This window comes from Planosporangium spinosum, assembly GCF_049999945.1.
Lineage (GTDB): Bacteria > Actinomycetota > Actinomycetes > Mycobacteriales > Micromonosporaceae > Planosporangium > Planosporangium spinosum.
On the sequence record NZ_JBLYUB010000019.1, the window covers coordinates 109,610 to 124,994 of the forward strand.

Sequence of the window (15,385 nt, forward strand, 5' to 3'; positions counted from 1 at the left end):
GACCCGGGACACGTCACATGATCGGCAAGGGGGCGGGCGCGTGGTTGACCTTTACGAGGAGTACGAGCGGGCCGTCAGGATCTTCGGCGCGGGCGACCCGATCGGCGCGGCCAACGCGCTCGGGCCGATCGTGGCCGCCGAGCCGGAGAACACGTCGGTACGGCTCCTGCTGGCGCGGGCGTACTACCACTCCGCGCAGCTACGCCGGGCCGAGGAGCAGTTGCGCTGGCTGGTCGACCGGGACCCGACCGACCACTACGCGCACTTCGTCCTCGGTCGCACGCTGGAGCGGCTCGGCAAGCACGGGCAGGCGCTGCCGCACCTGCGGATGGCGGTCGCGATGCGGCCGCTGGACGACTACGCGGACGCGCTGCGGCGGGTGGAGGCCCGGGCGGGCGCCGGCGGGGCGGCCGGCGGCCGGCGCCCGCCACCGGGAACCTCACCCGGTCCGGGTGGTACCCGGACGTGAGTGGGTAGCGGACACCTTCGGTAGGCACGTACCTCATACCGGAGGTTGTCATGCGAGCACCACTCGTCGCCGGCATCGTGGCCGCCGGCTGCGCGGCCCTGGCGGTACCCACCGCGGCGGTGGCGGCGCCGATCAGCCAGACTCCCGCCCCAGGGCCGAGCGGGCCGGCCCCCACCGGCGCGCTCACCGCCCAGGACCGGACCTTCCTCACCGAGGCAGCCCAGGGCGCCCGGTTCGAGGTGGCCGGCGGTCGGCTCGCCGCCGACCGGGGCGCCGACCAGCGGATCAGGGCGTTCGGTGAGCGGATGGTCCGCGATCACAGCCGGGAGTACCAGGAACTGCAGAACCTCGATCGTCGCCTGGGTGTGGCCCCGCCGGCCGGTGTCGCCCCCGAGCAGCAGAAGATCCTCGCGATCTGGTCGGGCGTGCGCGGCGGGCCGTTCGACTGCTCCTACGCCCCGGTGATGTTCGCCGACCACCAGAGCGACGTGACTGCGTTCATGATGGCGGCCGGGCACACCGGCAACCCGGCGGTCCGCGCCTTCGCCCAGTCCCAGCTGCCGATGCTGCGCCAGCACCTGCAACTGGCCGACAGGAACCTCAGCGGCCTGAACTGCGCGGCGCCGCCGCGGACGCCCTCGGCCACGTCGTCGTGACCCCACCCGGCCACGGGCCGTCGTCGCTCGGCCGGTCGTCGTCCAGACGGTCGTCGTTCAGACCGTCATCGTGATGATGCCGGCGAGTCCGAGGAGCGCGACCAGGCACACCATCACCAGGGTCAGGCTGTCGGCGGTGACGGTGCTGGTCCGATCGGTGCTGTCGATCTCGAGCGTGGTCTCGAGCGTGGTCATGGCGCCCCTCCAGGTCCTGCCGTGCGGTACGGTCCGTGGCCGGCGGGCACGGCGTCGCGGTGCCCGCCGGACTCTCGGCCTACGGGTCGGGTTACCCGGCCGTCGTGGCCGTGACACGACGAACCGGTGAACGGACTCGGGAGGTTGATCACACCATCGGCGTTAGAGTGCCGGGGTGCGGATAGAGATCCTCCGGGAGGTCACCGACGACGTCGTCGCGGCGTTCGCGCGGCTGCTCCCGCAGCTGTCCGAGTCGGCCGGCGCCGTCGATCGGGCCACAATGGACCGGGTGGTCGCCGCCGAGGCCAACACCGTCCTGATCGCACGGTCCGCCGGTGCGATCGTCGGCACGCTCACCCTGGTCACCGTCCCGACCGTGACGGGGCTGCGGGCCCGGATCGAGGACGTGGTCGTCGACGCGTGTGCGCGCGGGCAGGGGGTCGGCGCCGCGCTGACGGAGCGCGCCCTCGACCTCGCCCGGTCCGCCGGTGCGTCGTCGGTGGAGCTGACCTCCCGCGCCTCCCGGGTCGCCGCCAACCGGCTGTACCAGCGGCTCGGTTTCCAGCGCCGCGAGTCCAACCTGTACCGGTACCCGCTCCGCTGAGCGGGGCGCCCCGCTCAACCGGTCATCTCCGGTAGCGGGGCGCCTTCCGGCACGACGACGGTGCTCAGCCGACGTCGCGCCGGCGCAGGCCGACCAGCCCGGCCGCGGTCAGCGTCGCGGCGACCGCGGCCAGCCAGAGCAGCGGCGTGGCCGTGAACGCGCTGCCGGGCAGCTTCGGTACGTGCGCGAACGGCGAGACGTCCACCAGCCACTGGTCGAGCTTCAGCAGCGCACCGAGTTCCAGCAGCAGCAGGCAGGCGACGAGGGCCGCCCAGGCCAGCGCCGCCAGTCGGGGTGCGAGGCCGAACAGGGCCACGCCGACGCCGGCGAGTACCCAGGCCGCCGGCAACTGCACCAGCGCGGCGGCGAGCAGCCGCGACACCTGACCGCCGACGTCGTGGCTCTGGATCCCGTACGCCAGGCCACCGCCGACGCCCGCCACGGCGAGCAGCACGGCCGTACCCGCGAACGCGAACACCAGGTGACTCGCCGCCCACGGGATCCTGCCGACCCGGGTGGCGAGCAGTGGCTCCACCCGCCCACCGGTCTCCTCGGCGCGTAACCGCAGGGTGGCCTGCACCGTGTAGACCGCCGCGACCAGGCCGGTGAGACCGAACGCCGTCGCCAGGTACGCATCGACGAGCCCCTTGTGTCCGCCCATCCGGGCCATCAGGTCGGTGATCTGCTGGTTGGTGCCGACCGCGTCGCCGATCCCGCCGGCGGCGCCGCCGAGGACCGCCCCGACCAGCGCCATGCCGACCACCCAGCCGATCAGGATGCCGCGGTGCAGCCGCCAGGCCAGCGCCAACGTGCTGCGCAGTCCGGGGGCGGCCTGCGCCGGGCCGGGCCGCTGCGGCAGCAGCCCGGCGCCCAGGTCGCGGCGGCCGGCCAGGGTGTACGCCGCCGCGGTGGCCACCGCCGCCAGGGCCACGGCCAGCCCCAGCGCCCACCACCGCTCCCCGGCGAAGGGCCGCACGCGCAGCGCCCATCCGACCGGCGACAGCCAGGTCAGCCACGTCGGACCGGTGTCGCCGACGGCGCGCAGCAGGTACGACGCGCCCAGGACGGCGGCGGCGAGGGCGGTGGCGGACCGGGCGCTCTCGGTGAGCTGGGCCGCCGCGGCCGCGACCGCCGCGAACACCAGACCCGTGACGCCGATCGCGACGCCCATGGCCACCGCTCCGGCGACCGGCAGCCCGGTACCCACCAGGCCGAGCGCGGTCAGCACGACGATGGCCAGGTCGGCGAGGCCGATCTCCAGCAGTGCCGCGGTGAGCGGGGCGTACCGGCCGACCACGCCGGCCCCGATCAGCTCCGACCGGCCGGTCTCCTCCTCGGTGCGGGTGTGCCGCACGACCATGAGGAGGTTCATCAGCGCGACCAGGACCAGCTCGGTCACGCCGATCTTCCAGGCGGTGAGGCCGCCCAGGGAGGCCCGGAACAGCGGCCCGTTCAGGGCGACCAGCGACGGGTTGGAGACGGCCCCGCCGACCTGCTGGATGGTGTGTTCGTCGGGGTAGAGCTTCTGGTACTGCGCCGCCGTGCCGGCCGGCATGATCGCGATGATGAGCACCCACACCGTCAGCCGGACCCGGTCGAGGCGCAGCGCCAGTCGTGCCAGGGCGCCGGTACCCGTCAGTGGCCCGGTCATCGGGCCACCGCCTCGTTCTCGTAGTGGCGCAGGAACAGCTCTTCCAGGGTCGGCGGCTGGCTGCTCAGCGAACGCACCCCGAGCGTGGTGAGCTGACGCAGCGCGGTGTCGAGCGTGTCGTTGTCCACGGTGAACCGGACCCGGGTGCCGTCGGTGACAAGGTCGTGGACACCGGCCAGATCGGTCAGGCCGGCCGGCGCGGTCGACAACTCCGCGGTGATGGTGGTACGGGTGAGGTGGCGCAGTTCGGACAGCGTGCCGGTGTCGACCGTGCGGCCGTCCCGGACGATGCTGATCCGGTCGCACAGCGCCTCGACCTCGGCCAGGATGTGGCTGGACAGCAGGACGGTGCGCCCGTTGTCGCGCTCCTCGGCGATGCAGTCGCGGAAGACTGCCTCCATCAGCGGGTCCAGGCCGGAGGTCGGCTCGTCGAGGAGGAGAAGCTCCACGTCGGACGCCAGCGCGGCGACGAGCGCCACCTTCTGGCGGTTGCCTTTCGAGTAGGCGCGGCCCTTCTTCGTGGGGTCGAGGTCGAAGCGCTCCAGCAGGTCGGCGCGGCGTTTCGGGTTCAGCCCGCCGCGCAGCCGGCCCAGCAGGTCGATCACCTCGCCGCCGGACAGGTTGGGCCACAGCGTCACGTCGCCGGGCACGTAGGCCAGGCGGCGGTGCAGGGCGGCGGTGTCCCGCCACGGGTCGCCGCCGAGCAGGCGTACCGTGCCCGCGTCGGCGCGCAGCAGCCCCAGGAGCACCCGGATCGTGGTGGACTTCCCGGCGCCGTTCGGCCCGAGGAAGCCGTGCACCTCGCCGGTGCTGACGGTCAGGTCGAGACCGTTCAGCGCGTGGGTCCGGCCGAACGACTTGCGCAGGCCGGACACCGAGATGGCGTGAGTCATGCTTCGGAACGTACGCTCTATTCAGAAAATCGTGAAGATAGGAAAATGTGTAAACTCTGCAACGACCGGCGCACCGACGAGACCGGGTGAGGGGGCTGAGGATGGTGAGCGAGGCGTCCACGACACGGCGCGACGAGGTGCCCGTGGAGCGGGACAGGGTAGCCCCGGAGCCGAACGGGTCGGCCGTACCGCGCGACGAGGCGGCCGTGTCCGGCTTCGTGGAGCGCTTCGCCGGGATCCTGACCGACGCCGGGATGCCCCGCATCGCCTCCCGCGTGTTCGTCGCCCTGCTGGCCACCGACTCCGGCCGGCTCACCGCCGCGGAGCTGGCCGATCGGCTCCAGGCCAGCCCGGCCGCGATCTCCGGTGCCGTCCGCTACCTGATCCCGCTCGGGCTTGTCAGCCGCGAGCGGGAGCCGGGATCCCGGCGTGATCACTACCGGGTGTACGACGACATCTGGTACGAGCTGATGCTCAACGAGGACAAGACGCTCGGCCGCATGCGCAACGGCCTGCGCGAGGGCGTCGACGCGCTGGGCGGCGACACCCCGGCCGGCGCCCGGGTGGCGGAGTCCGTCGAGTTCATCGAGTTCCTGCAGAACGAGATGCGCCTGATGAAGCAGCGGTGGTACGAGCACCGGGCCGGCGCGCGGCGCCAGCCCGGCGCACCCGACTGACCGGCGCCCGGGCGGGCTACCCGCCGTCGCGGACCTGCCGCAGCAGTGCCTCGGCCCGGGCGACGGCCCCCGCCTCCCCGGCCCGCCGCCCCGCGTCCACCGCCCGCACCAGTAGCGCCTCGGCGTCCACGTCCGCGTCCAACCGGGCCGCCTCGGCCCCGGCGAGCAGCCAACCCCGCGCCGCGCGTGGCCAGTCACCGACCGCCGCCGCGTGCGCCGCCATCGCCTCCGGGCGGTGGTCGAGCAGCTCGGCGGCGCGGCGGTGATGAAGGTCGCGGGTGGGCGCCGGGGTCGTCGCGTACAGCACCTCGCGCACCACGTCGTGGCCGAACTCGTAGCCGCCCTCGGCGGCCACGAACAGGCCGCCGGACAGCGCGGCCTCGCAGTGCGCGGCGGTCGCCGGAAGGGGAAGGTCGACCAGGCGGGCGAGGGTCGCCGGGTCCACGGTCACGCCCAGGACGGCCGCGGCGCGCACGATCCGCTCGGTGCCGGCGTCCACCCGGCCCAGCCGGGCCAGCACCGCCGCCTCCAGCGACTCCGGTGGCCGCGGCGCGCCGGCCGCCAGGGCACGCAGCGCCTCGACCACGAACAGCGGGTTCCCGCCGGTACCGGCCCGGATCTCGGCCGCCCGGTCGCCCCACCCGGCCTCGGTCGCCAGGCGGGTCACGGCCGGCGGTGACAACGGTCCCAGGTCGAGGCGGGTGGCCGCGCCGGCGAGCGGGTCCAGGACGGCGCCGCCCTCGGGCGCGCGTACGGTGGCGACCGCCAGCAGCCGGGTGCCGGTACCGGTGACCAGCTCACGCAGCAGCGCCACGGTGGACGCCGCCGCGTCATGCAGGTCGTCGAGCACCAGGAGTACGGGCTGGTGGGCGGCGAGGGCCGCGAGGAACCCGGTGACCGCCTCCCCGGCCAGCCGCTGGCGTACCGCGCGGCTCGCCGGGGTGGTGAGCACCGGCCCGAGTACCGACGCGACGCCCGGCACGAGCGCGGCGAGGGTGGCCGCCCGTTGCCCGGCGAGCCGGCGCAGGAGGTCGGGCGGTAGCTGCGCCGCGTGCGCCCCGATGGCCTCCACGAACGGCTGGAGCAGCAGCGACCGCTCGGCGCCCTGGCAGCGCGCCCACAGGACGGCGCCACCGGTGTCGCGCGCCAGCCGTACCGTCTCCCGGGCCACCCTGGTCTTGCCGATGCCCGCCGCGCCGGCGAGCAGCACCAGGCCCGGTCGGCCGCGCGCCGCGGATCCCCACGCCGCGCCGAGCCGGAACAGCTCGGACTCACGGCCGACGAAGGGGAGGGGTTGCGGGCCGGGCGGCGCCGCTGCGCCCTCGACCTCGACCGGTCCGCCGGTAACCATGGTGATCAGCCTAGGCGGGCGCGCCGCCGACGGCGCGGCGGCCGGGAGCGGATCAGCCTCCGGCCGCCGCGCGGGGTCAGCGACGGAACGCCGCCCGCGGTGTCGCGGTCAGGCTGCCGGCGCCGCGGTCCAGCGTGGCCGGCCGGTCACCGGCGGCCGCGGCTGTGTCGGGGCCTGCGTCGTGACCCGCGGATTCACCGGTGGCTCGACGGCCGGGCAGTGGGTGCCCTGCTTCGGTGCCCGTCCGGTGACGAGGTAGGTGTCGGTGGCGGCGACGACACAGTCGCTGCCCTTGAAGTAGGCGCCGTGACCCCAGCCGTCGTAGGTCAGCAGCACCGCGGACCTCATCTGGCGGGCGGCGTTGGTCGCCCACTGGTACGGAGTGGCCGGGTCGTACCGGCTGTTGAGCATCAGGACCGGCGGCGCGCCCGCCGTCGCCAGCCGGTGCTGGGGGTTGCGGACGGGGGCCGGCCAGCCGGCGCAGCCCATCGTCACCCCCCACGCCAGCGGCGACAGCTTCATGTCCGGCGCGGTCCGGGCGAGCGCCAGCCGGTACGCGTCCAACTCGGTCACGTGATGCACCGGGAGCCGCCAGTCCTGGCAGAAGATCGACGCGCCGGGGTCCTCGACGGACTCACCGTGCCCGCGGTCGCCCGCGGCGAACAGGGCGGCCGCACGCCCGTCACCCGCCGGCGCGGGCCGGCCGGTCGTGAGCTCGTCGAGGGACGCGGCGAGGAACTGCCAGTCCGGCCCGTAGAACGCGCCGGTGGCGCCCCAGAGCAACTGCATCTGGTCGAGCTTCTGGTCGGTACCCGGTATCGTCAGCTCACCGCGCCCGGCCCGGTCGTACAGGTCGGCGAAGACCCGGTGCACGTCGCGGCCGTGCAGCGCGCACGCGGCCGTCCGGTCGCACCAGGCCGCGAACTGGTCGAAGCTCTCCTCGACCGCGACCGCCTCGGTGTGCAGGAACTGCCATGTGGTCGGCAGGCTGTGGTCCATGTTGCTGTCGATGACCATCGTGCGGATGCGGTGCGGGAACAGCTCGGCGTACTGCTGGCCCATGAGTGTGCCGTACGAGACGCCGTAGTAGTTGAGTTTGGACTCACCGAGAGCGGCACGGATGGCGTCCATGTCCCGGGCGGTGCTCGCGGTGTCGAGGAAGTCGAACACCGGGCCGGTCAGCGCCCGGCAACTGGCACCGAGGGCCCTGTTGTGCGCGACGAGCCGGTCGAACTCGGCCCGGTCGTGCGGTATTGCGGGTACCGGCTCCAGCTCGACGTCCAGGTCGCACCGTACCGGGCTGCTGCCGCCGACGCCGCGCGGGTCGAACCCGACCACGTCGAACCGGCGGTTCACCTCCGGGGACAGGACCGGACCGCCCTTGACCCAGTCGACGCCGGAGCCACCGGGACCGCCCGGGTCGACCAGGACCGAGCCGATCCTGGCCGTCGGATCGGTCGCCCGCTGCCGGGCCAGCGCGATACCGATGGTCGGGCCGTCCGGTTTGGACCAGTCGATGGGGACGGTGACCGTCGCGCAGTCGACCGCCGGTGCCTGCGGCGGCAGGTCGGTGCACGGTTTCCAGTCGGCGGTGGCACCGGCCGGTGACGCCGGGGTCACCGGTGCGGCGTACGCCGGTACGGACACCGCCGGCGCGAACGCGACCGTTACGGCCGCGGCACTGCCGAGCGCGGTGCCGATCCGGGTGGTTCGTCTCATGCCTGCCTCCCCTGGGCCCTCGCTTCGGGGCCCGTCTATGGAAAGGCTGCCAAACGAACGCACGTGCCGCTGGTCGAAACGCGACCGCCGGGGGTGGACGCGCGGATCCGACGTAGGTGCCTCACCCGGCCGGTCGCCGGGTGAGGTGGGTGGTGAGGTGGGTGGGCCCGGCGCGGGTGAGGCGCCCGGCCGGGCGGCTACTGCGGCGGCGGCGGGGGTGGGGGCTGGCGACGGCGGCGGACCAGCATGACCACGAGGACGATCGCGAGCACGACGACCAGGCAGCAGCAGGCGCTCGCCAGCCCGGTGCCGCCGCGGCGGGGCCGGCGGGCGAGTTCGTCGCCGACGAGGGCCACGGCCGGTCCGCCGTCCGCCCAGGCCGCGGCCGGGAGCAGCGCGGTGGACACGACCGCGACCGCCGTCGCCGCCAGCCACACGCTCCACCGTCTGAGCAGTTCCATGCCACGATCCTTCCTCCGGTCGGGCCGCCGGTCACGGCTGGACCCGAGCGTATGACCACCCGTCTACCCCTCGGCCGTCCGCCGCTAACGCGCCAGGGGTCCACGGCGGCGCCGCCGGCGATACGGTCGGGTACCCGACGATCGGGTACCGGCGGCAACGCGGCGGGCGTTCCAAGCGTGAGGAGAGGAAAGGAAGCACTCACCTATCACGGGGGAGACATGAGCGACCGGAAAGTACACGCCCGCGACCTCCGCGTCCGCGCCGCCGAGGCGGAGTTCGCCCGGCCCGGGCCCGACCACCTCGGCAACGGAGAGGAGACCGACTACCCGTACGTCGCCAGCTACGCCAAGGGGCTGCCGCACAACGAGTTCGGCGAGGTCGATCCGGATGCGTACCGGCTGCTGCTGCGGGCCTGCGCGACCGGGCGCGCTGCGGACTTCGAGCGGATCCCGCTCGCCGGACCGCGGCCGCTGACCAACCCGCAGGCCGGTCTCGGGTTCGATCTGGAAGGGCCCGACCCGGCGGCCCTGACCATCCCGCCGGCGCCCCGCATCGACAGCGCCCAGAACTCCTCGGAGATGGTCGAGCTGTACTGGATGGCGCTGTGCCGGGACGTGCCGTTCACCTCCTTCGACACGGACCCCCTCATCGCCGAGGCGGCGGGGGAACTGAGCGGGTTGTCGGACTTCCGGGGACCCACGCGCGACGGCGCGATCACCGCCGACACGCTGTTCCGGGGCACCACCCGCGGCGACCTGCGGGGTCCGTTCCTGTCGCAGTTCCTGCTGCGCGACATCCCGTACGGCACGTTGCTGATCTCGCAGCGGCAGGACACCCTGCACCACCGCCACCCGAGGCCGGTCGACTACCTGACCACGTTCAAGGCCTGGCACGCCGTGCAGAACGGCGCGCAGCCGGCGCCGCCGGAGCGTGACCACGGCGACCGCCGGTACATCCGAACGCCCCGCGACCTCGCCCACTACGTGCACTTCGACGCCCTCTACGAGGCGTACCTCAATGCGGCCCTGATCCTGTTGGGCCTGGGGGCACCCGCAGACCCGGGCAACCCGTACCACTTTTCGCGCAACCAGGCCGGCTTCGGCACGTACGGTTCGCCGCACCTGCTGTCGCTGGTCACCGAGGTCGCCACGCGGGCCCTCAAGGCGGCCTGGTACCAGAAGTGGTACGTGCACCGGCGGCTGCGGCCGGAGGAGTTCGGCGGTCGGGTGCACCTGCACATGACCGGCAAGCGCGACTACCCCATGATCGACTCCGAGGTGCTCGACTCAGCGGCGGTGAAGCGCACCTTCGCCCGCCACGGTAGTTACCTGCTGCCGCAGGCCTTCCCGGAGGGCAGCCCCACCCACCCGGCGTACGGCTCCGGGCACGCCACCGTCGCCGGGGCGTGCGTCACCGTGCTCAAGGCGTGGTTCGACGAGTCGTACGTGCTGGCCGATCCGGTCGTACCGGCGAAGTCGGGGACGACCCTGGTGCCGTACGTCGGTCCGGACGCCGAGCAGTTGACCGTCGGCGGCGAGCTGAACAAGCTGGCGGCCAACATCGCCACCGGCCGAAACATGGGCGGGGTGCACTGGCGCACCGACTTCACCGCCGCCGTCCGGCTGGGTGAGGAGGTGGCGATCGGGATCCTGCGGGAGCTGGTCCGTACCACCCACGAGGAGGCATCATTCAGCTTCGGCCGGTTCGACGGCACGACCATGACGATCGCGCCGAACCTCTGACCGGTGTGACGCCGATCGGTCGTCGCCGCCTGGCAGCAGGTGGCGACGACCGACCGCCGGCGGTCAGGTCGCCTGGGACAGCGACACGGCGAACAGGCCGTCGGGGTCGGTCCACCAGCGGCGCAGCGCGAACCGGGCCGCCTGCAGCTCACGCGCCAGCCCGCCGCGGCGGAACTTCGCCGACACCTCGGTGCGTACCTCCTCGCCGGCGGCGAACTCGACCACCAGGTCCAGGCCGGTGATCGGAACCCGCATGGCCGTCCGGGCCCGCAGCCGCATCTCGATCCACTCGTTCGCCGGGTCCCACAGCGCCACGTGGTCGAACGCCTCCACGTCGAACCCGGCCCCCAGCTCCCGGTTGATCACGTGCAGGACGTTGCGGTTGAACTCGGCGGTCACGCCGGCCGCGTCGGCGTAGGCCGGTACCAGGATCCGCTCGTCCTTGACCAGGTCGGTACCGAGCAGCAGCCACTCGCCGGGCTCCAGGACCGCGCGCAGGGCGGCCAGGAAGTCGTGGCGCTCGGCCGGGAGCAGGTTGCCGATCGTGCCGCCCAGGAACGCCACCAGCCGGGTACCGCCGCCGGGCAGCACGCCCAGGTGCCGGGTGAAGTCGCCCACGACGCCGTGCACGGCGAGGTTCGGGTAGTCGGCGGCCAGCACGGCCACCGCCGCCGACAGCGCGCTCGCGGACACGTCCAGCGGGACGAAGGTGCCCAGCCCGCCGTGCCGGGACAGCGCGTCCAGCAGCAGCCGGGTCTTCTCCGACGAGCCGGAGCCGAGTTCGACCAGGGTCTTCGCGCCGGTGAGCCGGGCGACGGCGGGCGCGTACGCGGTGAGCACGGCCCGTTCGGCGCGGGTCGGGTAGTACTCCGGAAGCCGCGTGATCTCCTCGAACAGCGCGCTTCCCCGGGCGTCGTAGAACCACTTCGGTGGCAACCACTTCGCCACCGCGGTCAGCCCGGTCCGCACGTCGGCGCGCAGGGCGCGCGCGAGGTCGCGGTCGTCGAGGTGGATCTCCAGTTCGGGTACGTTCACGCGTTGCCCCAATCGGTGACGTCCACGCCGGACGGCGTGGCGGTGAGAAGCGTCCCGTCCGGTACGGGATGCCAGCCGGGGTCGGCGTCGAGCGGCTCGGAGGCGACGAGGACCTGCCCGGCGGCCCGCCGTACCGACAGGGCGTGGCCGCACGCGCTGGCGACGATCCGGGTGCCGTCGGTGACCAGCAGGTTCAGCCGGGAGCCGGGCGCCGCGGCGGCGGCCTCGGCGACGGTGTCGGCGACCGCGTCCGCGAGCGGGGCGCCGCCGCGCAGCCGGCTCCGTACCAGTGCCCACAGCAGTGCCGAGTCGGTGGGCGCGTCGAGGGTGAGCAGATCCGCGGTCGGCAGCCGGTCGGCGAGCTTGGCCATCGAGTCCGGCCAGCCGGTCACGGCGCCGTTGTGGCTGAACAGCCACGGACCGTCCGCGAACGGCGCGGCGGCGGTCTCGACGACGGGCATGCCGACGGTGGCGTTGCGGACCGCGGCGAGGACCGCGGGCGCGCTGACCGCGGCGGTCAGGGCGGGCAGGTTCGCGTCCGACCACATCGGACCGGCTCGCCGGTACCGCAGCGGGACCGGCGAGCCGGCGGGGTACCATCCGACGCCGTACCCGTCGGCGTTCACCGTGCCGCCGCCGCGCATGTCGGTGGGCGCGTAGGACTGGTGCAGCAGCGAGTGCGGCGGGTCGGTCAGCAGCCGTCCGAGCGGTACCGGCGGCCCGAGGTAGGCCAGGTGCCGGCACATCAACCCAGCTCCGTGAGGGTGGCGTCGCGGGCGCACCGGAACCCGCTGAAGATCTGGCGCCGGATCGGGAAGTCCCAGTTGCGGAACGTGCCCCGGCAGGCCGCCGCGTCGGTGCCGAACGAGCCGCCGCGCAGCACCTTGTACGTCGGGCCGAAGAACACCTGCGAGTACTCGCGGTACGGGAACGCGGCGAAGCCCGGGTAACCGGTGAAGTCGCTGGCCGTCCACTCCCACACGTCGCCGATGAGCTGGTGCACGCCCAGCGGCGAGGCGCCGTCGGGGTACGCGCCGGCGGGCGCCGGGGCGAGGTGGTGCTGGCCCAGGTTCGCGTGGTGCGGTTGCGGCGACGCGTCACCCCAGGGGTACCGGCGCGACCGTCCGGTCGCCGGGTCGAACCGGGCCGCCTTCTCCCACTCCGCCTCGGTGGGCAGCCGCTTGCCGGCCCACGCCGCGTACGCCTCGGCCTCGTACCAGCAGACGTGCACGACCGGCTCGTCGGGGTGCACGGCCTCGGTCCGGCCGAAGCGGGTGTACGCCCAGCCGTCGCCGTCGCGCCGCCAGTGCATCGGCGACGTCAGGCCGGCCTCGAGCCGGTGCCGCCAACCGTCCGCGCTCCACCAGCGTGGCTGGTGATAGCCGTCATCGGCGATGAACCGGGCGTACTCACCGTTGGTGACGCACGCGGCGTCGATGAAGAACGCCGGTACGTCGACGGTGTGCGCGGGCCGCTCGTTGTCCAGCGCCCAGGGTTCGGTGGACGTACCCATCGTGAACGGGCCGCCGGGTACCAGGACCTCACCGGCGACCGGGATCCGGGATCCGGGCGGTGGCGGTGCGGACAGGACCGCCGCGCCGGCCCGGAGCTGGTGGGTGGCGAGCATCGTCTCGTCGTGCTGCTGCTCGTGCTGGACGATCATGCCGAACGCGAACGCGTCGGTGGTGAGCGGCCGGCCCGTGAACGGCACCGTGTCGAGCAGGTCGAGCACCTTGTCCCGGACGGTCCGCACGTACCGGCGCGCCTCGGCCGGCCCGAGCAGCGGCAGCCGGGGCCGGTCCCGCCGCGGGTGCCGGAAGGCGTCGTACAGCTCGTCGATGTCGCGGCGGACCGGGTCCCGGCCGCCGACGTCGCGCACCAGCCACAGCTCCTCCTGGTTGCCGACGTGCGCGAGGTCCCACACCAGCGGCGACATCAACGGCGAGTGCTGACGGACCAGGTCGTCGTCGCCGACGGCGTCGGTGAGCAGCGCCGTACGGGCCCGGGTGCGCTCCAGCTCGGCGGCGACGCGTTCGCGCAGCCGTTCGGTCTCAACGGTCATCGTGTTCCCCTCCGTGTGTCACCGGTCGTGCCGGTCGTGCCGGTCGTGCCGGCACGTCCGTCAGACGTGCCGGCGGTCGCGCGCCGCGCCGACGGTCCGTCGGGCTGCCGCGCAACCGCCGTTCGGCGACGCCGACCACCTCGTCGCGGACCGCCGACGGCAGGCCGGTCCGGTCCAGGGCGCGGACCGCCGCGTCGAGCACCCCGGCGGCCGCCGCCGCGAGCGCCGGGTCGGCGACGCCCAGTCGGGCCGCGTCCAGCCAGCGCTCCTCGACCGGCTCGCACGCCGCCCGGGCCGCGTCGAGCGCGCGGTCGTCGCCGAGCAGCGCCGTCACGACCGCGACCGGCGCGAACCACTCGGGCCCCGGCTGCGTGTCCAGGAAGCGCAGTTCCAGGTAGCCGCGGGGGCGTACCGGCGGGAACAGCGTGCCGAGGTGGTAGTCGAGGTCATCGGTGGTCGGCGGGTCGGCCAGCGCCCCGGAGATCCAGTCGGCGAAGGTCATCCCGTACGGGACGGTCCAGTCGCGGCCGGGCCGCCGCACGCACAGCAGCGGTGCGGCGAGGGCGTACCGGGCCCAGGCCGCTGCCGGGTCGGTGGCCCGGCCGACCGGGCCGGTGCGCCGGCGGTCCATGCCGAACCAGGCCCGCATCCGGGCCGAGGCCCAGCCGTGGTCGCGCCCGGCGTGCCGGCGGGCGGTGGCGAACGTCGCCAGCAGGGCGGGGCCCAGCGCGTGCACGGCGGCCCACCGGTCGGCCACCCGGTGCGGCTGGCCCGCGTCCACGCAGATCTGCAGGCCGGCGGTGCTGCACATCATGGTGCGCCCGTGCGGGCCGTGGGCGTCGAAGCTCCGCTCCATCGCCGCGTACCGCGGGGTGTCCAGCAGCCGGCGGGGATGCCGGTGCTCGTCGATGCCGGAGTCGCCGAGTCGCAGGTCGACGGCGTGCAGCAGGCCGACGAGGTACGCGATGTCGGCGTCGACGGCGTCCCGCAGGAGGGACAGTGAGGTGGCCGGGGCCGAGGAGATCTCGACCTGGCCGCCCGGCTCCAGGGTCACCACGCCGCCGCCGGGTAACGCCCGATGTGGGCTGTCCGGAGCCAGGGTGGGCGGCGTGTGGGGTCCGAGTGCCCGGTGCAGTCGCGCCGGATCGAGCGGTGCGCGGGGATCGTCCCGGGCGTGGACGGTCCACTCCAGTTCGGTGCCGACGAGGGCGGGCGGCCCGGTCTTGAAACAGATCGAGGCGATGTACCCCTCGGCCTGGGTCACCTCGCGCAGGATGGTGGCCCGACTGCCGGGACGCTGCGGATCGGTCGCCGGTTGCTGCTCGGTCGCCATACGCTCCCCGAAAGCTCCCCGAGTGCCGGTGGACGTCACTGTCGAACCTACCCAACAGTCGGGTAGGTGCACAGCGCTGTCCGATACCGGACATCATGGTGACCGCAGCGGTTGCGGGCATACCACCGCGGCCCGGGGGTAGCACCGAGGTAGCGCCGGGTACATCCGACGGCGGGTGGCGCACGGTGGTGACCGGCCGCGGGGAAGGCGGGACGAGCATGGTGGCGAGTGTGCTGGCGCGCTGGTTTGTGCTGACCGTCGTCGTGCCGCTGGCCGCGGCGGTGATCCGGTGGTGGAGCCACCGGATGGAGCAGCAGCGCGGCGGGCCGACCGAGGTCACCCGGCTGCTGCACCGGACGGCCGATGCCCTGCACGGCGAGTGGCCCCGGTCCGCCGGGCACGCGGCGCACGGGCGCTGACGGGCCGGCCCGACCGGGATCGTCGCAAGATCCACACAGCGCGTGCACGACGCGTGCGCGATGACACCTCGGTCATTTTCCTGGCTGATGGCCACGGTCGCCGGCCACAATGACCGG

The 15,385-nt window shown here is 74.1% G+C and carries 16 protein-coding genes; 6 read left to right on the forward strand and 10 right to left on the reverse strand.

Features of this window, described 5'->3' with window-relative positions:
- Positions 1-40 precede the first annotated feature (40 nt).
- Positions 41-469, forward strand: coding sequence for a tetratricopeptide repeat protein (locus tag ACNTMW_RS23800; protein ID WP_426635987.1), 429 nt, complete (start codon positions 41-43; stop codon positions 467-469).
- A 50-nt stretch (positions 470-519) separates the two neighbouring features.
- The gene (locus ACNTMW_RS23805; protein ID WP_426635988.1) at positions 520-1,125 is read left to right on the forward strand and encodes a DUF4142 domain-containing protein; all 606 of its coding nucleotides are present in this window, start codon (positions 520-522) and stop codon (positions 1,123-1,125) included.
- A 57-nt stretch (positions 1,126-1,182) separates the two neighbouring features.
- Here the strand turns inward: ACNTMW_RS23805 and ACNTMW_RS23810 are convergent, their stop codons facing one another.
- Positions 1,183-1,320 carry a hypothetical protein gene (locus ACNTMW_RS23810; RefSeq protein WP_426635989.1) on the reverse strand — a complete coding sequence of 46 codons (138 nt, stop codon included), beginning with the start codon at positions 1,318-1,320 and terminating at the stop codon, positions 1,183-1,185.
- A gap of 175 nt (positions 1,321-1,495) precedes the next feature.
- On the opposite strand from ACNTMW_RS23810, the gene ACNTMW_RS23815 reads away from it, so the two are divergent.
- A complete protein-coding gene (locus ACNTMW_RS23815; protein WP_426635990.1) occupies positions 1,496-1,924 on the forward strand; it encodes a GNAT family N-acetyltransferase in 429 nt (142 codons plus the stop codon).
- 64 nt (positions 1,925-1,988) lie between these two features.
- On the opposite strand, the gene ACNTMW_RS23820 is transcribed toward ACNTMW_RS23815, so the two are convergent.
- Together ACNTMW_RS23820 and ACNTMW_RS23825 are read right to left on the reverse strand one after the other, a co-directional pair.
- Positions 1,989-3,575: an ABC transporter permease gene (locus ACNTMW_RS23820; RefSeq protein ID WP_426635991.1), complete on the reverse strand. Its 1,587-nt coding sequence runs from the start codon at positions 3,573-3,575 to the stop codon at positions 1,989-1,991.
- A complete protein-coding gene (locus ACNTMW_RS23825; protein WP_426635992.1) occupies positions 3,572-4,468 on the reverse strand; it encodes an ABC transporter ATP-binding protein in 897 nt (298 codons plus the stop codon). The genes ACNTMW_RS23820 and ACNTMW_RS23825 overlap by 4 nt, the downstream gene beginning before the upstream one ends.
- 86 nt (positions 4,469-4,554) lie before the next feature.
- Here ACNTMW_RS23825 and ACNTMW_RS23830 point away from each other — a divergent pair, with 86 nt between their 5' ends.
- Entirely contained in the window at positions 4,555-5,145 is a 591-nt protein-coding gene (locus tag ACNTMW_RS23830) for a GbsR/MarR family transcriptional regulator (RefSeq protein WP_426635993.1), read from the forward strand.
- A gap of 16 nt (positions 5,146-5,161) precedes the next feature.
- Here the strand turns inward: ACNTMW_RS23830 and ACNTMW_RS23835 are convergent, their stop codons facing one another.
- From ACNTMW_RS23835 to ACNTMW_RS23845, 3 genes are all read right to left on the reverse strand, one after another.
- Entirely contained in the window at positions 5,162-6,496 is a 1,335-nt protein-coding gene (locus ACNTMW_RS23835; protein WP_426635994.1) for an ATP-binding protein, read from the reverse strand.
- 108 nt (positions 6,497-6,604) lie between these two features.
- The gene (locus ACNTMW_RS23840; protein ID WP_426635995.1) at positions 6,605-8,215 is read right to left on the reverse strand and encodes an alpha/beta hydrolase; all 1,611 of its coding nucleotides are present in this window, start codon (positions 8,213-8,215) and stop codon (positions 6,605-6,607) included.
- Between the two features lie 197 nt (positions 8,216-8,412).
- A complete protein-coding gene (locus ACNTMW_RS23845; RefSeq protein ID WP_426635996.1) occupies positions 8,413-8,676 on the reverse strand; it encodes a hypothetical protein in 264 nt (87 codons plus the stop codon).
- A 219-nt stretch (positions 8,677-8,895) separates the two neighbouring features.
- Here ACNTMW_RS23845 and ACNTMW_RS23850 point away from each other — a divergent pair, with 219 nt between their 5' ends.
- Positions 8,896-10,419 carry a vanadium-dependent haloperoxidase gene (locus ACNTMW_RS23850; RefSeq protein WP_426635997.1) on the forward strand — a complete coding sequence of 508 codons (1,524 nt, stop codon included), beginning with the start codon at positions 8,896-8,898 and terminating at the stop codon, positions 10,417-10,419.
- Between the two features lie 63 nt (positions 10,420-10,482).
- Here the strand turns inward: ACNTMW_RS23850 and egtD are convergent, their stop codons facing one another.
- Genes egtD through egtA form a run of 4 tightly spaced genes read right to left on the reverse strand, consistent with a single transcriptional unit; the run spans position 10,483 to position 14,849 of the window.
- Positions 10,483-11,454, reverse strand: coding sequence for an L-histidine N(alpha)-methyltransferase (egtD, locus tag ACNTMW_RS23855; RefSeq protein WP_426635998.1), 972 nt, complete (start codon positions 11,452-11,454; stop codon positions 10,483-10,485).
- Positions 11,451-12,200, reverse strand: a complete 750-nt coding sequence (gene egtC, locus ACNTMW_RS23860) for an ergothioneine biosynthesis protein EgtC (RefSeq protein ID WP_426635999.1) — start codon at positions 12,198-12,200, stop codon at positions 11,451-11,453. The genes egtD and egtC overlap by 4 nt, the downstream gene beginning before the upstream one ends.
- On the reverse strand, positions 12,200-13,516 hold the full coding sequence (gene egtB, locus ACNTMW_RS23865) for an ergothioneine biosynthesis protein EgtB (RefSeq protein ID WP_426636000.1): 1,317 nt from the start codon (positions 13,514-13,516) through the stop codon (positions 12,200-12,202). Before egtB ends, egtC begins: the two co-directional genes overlap by 1 nt.
- The gene (gene egtA, locus ACNTMW_RS23870; RefSeq protein WP_426636001.1) at positions 13,506-14,849 is read right to left on the reverse strand and encodes an ergothioneine biosynthesis glutamate--cysteine ligase EgtA; all 1,344 of its coding nucleotides are present in this window, start codon (positions 14,847-14,849) and stop codon (positions 13,506-13,508) included. Before egtA ends, egtB begins: the two co-directional genes overlap by 11 nt.
- A 218-nt stretch (positions 14,850-15,067) precedes the next feature.
- Here egtA and ACNTMW_RS23875 point away from each other — a divergent pair, with 218 nt between their 5' ends.
- Positions 15,068-15,268, forward strand: coding sequence for a hypothetical protein (locus tag ACNTMW_RS23875; RefSeq protein WP_426636002.1), 201 nt, complete (start codon positions 15,068-15,070; stop codon positions 15,266-15,268).
- Positions 15,269-15,385: the final 117 nt, after the last annotated feature.

Bases quoted from the DNA above. Each gene is read 5' to 3' on its own strand.
- ACNTMW_RS23850 (WP_426635997.1), top strand. From the start codon at position 8,896: ATGAGCGACCGGAAAGTACACGCCCGCGACCTCCGCGTCCGCGCCGCC.
- ACNTMW_RS23820 (WP_426635991.1), bottom strand. From the start codon at position 3,575: ATGACCGGGCCACTGACGGGTACCGGCGCCCTGGCACGACTGGCGCTG.
- ACNTMW_RS23875 (WP_426636002.1), top strand. From the start codon at position 15,068: ATGGTGGCGAGTGTGCTGGCGCGCTGGTTTGTGCTGACCGTCGTCGTG.
- egtC (WP_426635999.1), bottom strand. From the start codon at position 12,200: ATGTGCCGGCACCTGGCCTACCTCGGGCCGCCGGTACCGCTCGGACGG.
- egtB (WP_426636000.1), bottom strand. From the start codon at position 13,516: ATGACCGTTGAGACCGAACGGCTGCGCGAACGCGTCGCCGCCGAGCTG.
- ACNTMW_RS23840 (WP_426635995.1), bottom strand. From the start codon at position 8,215: ATGAGACGAACCACCCGGATCGGCACCGCGCTCGGCAGTGCCGCGGCC.
- ACNTMW_RS23805 (WP_426635988.1), top strand. From the start codon at position 520: ATGCGAGCACCACTCGTCGCCGGCATCGTGGCCGCCGGCTGCGCGGCC.
- egtA (WP_426636001.1), bottom strand. From the start codon at position 14,849: ATGGCGACCGAGCAGCAACCGGCGACCGATCCGCAGCGTCCCGGCAGT.
- ACNTMW_RS23810 (WP_426635989.1), bottom strand. From the start codon at position 1,320: ATGACCACGCTCGAGACCACGCTCGAGATCGACAGCACCGATCGGACC.
- ACNTMW_RS23845 (WP_426635996.1), bottom strand. From the start codon at position 8,676: ATGGAACTGCTCAGACGGTGGAGCGTGTGGCTGGCGGCGACGGCGGTC.
- ACNTMW_RS23825 (WP_426635992.1), bottom strand. From the start codon at position 4,468: ATGACTCACGCCATCTCGGTGTCCGGCCTGCGCAAGTCGTTCGGCCGG.
- ACNTMW_RS23835 (WP_426635994.1), bottom strand. From the start codon at position 6,496: ATGGTTACCGGCGGACCGGTCGAGGTCGAGGGCGCAGCGGCGCCGCCC.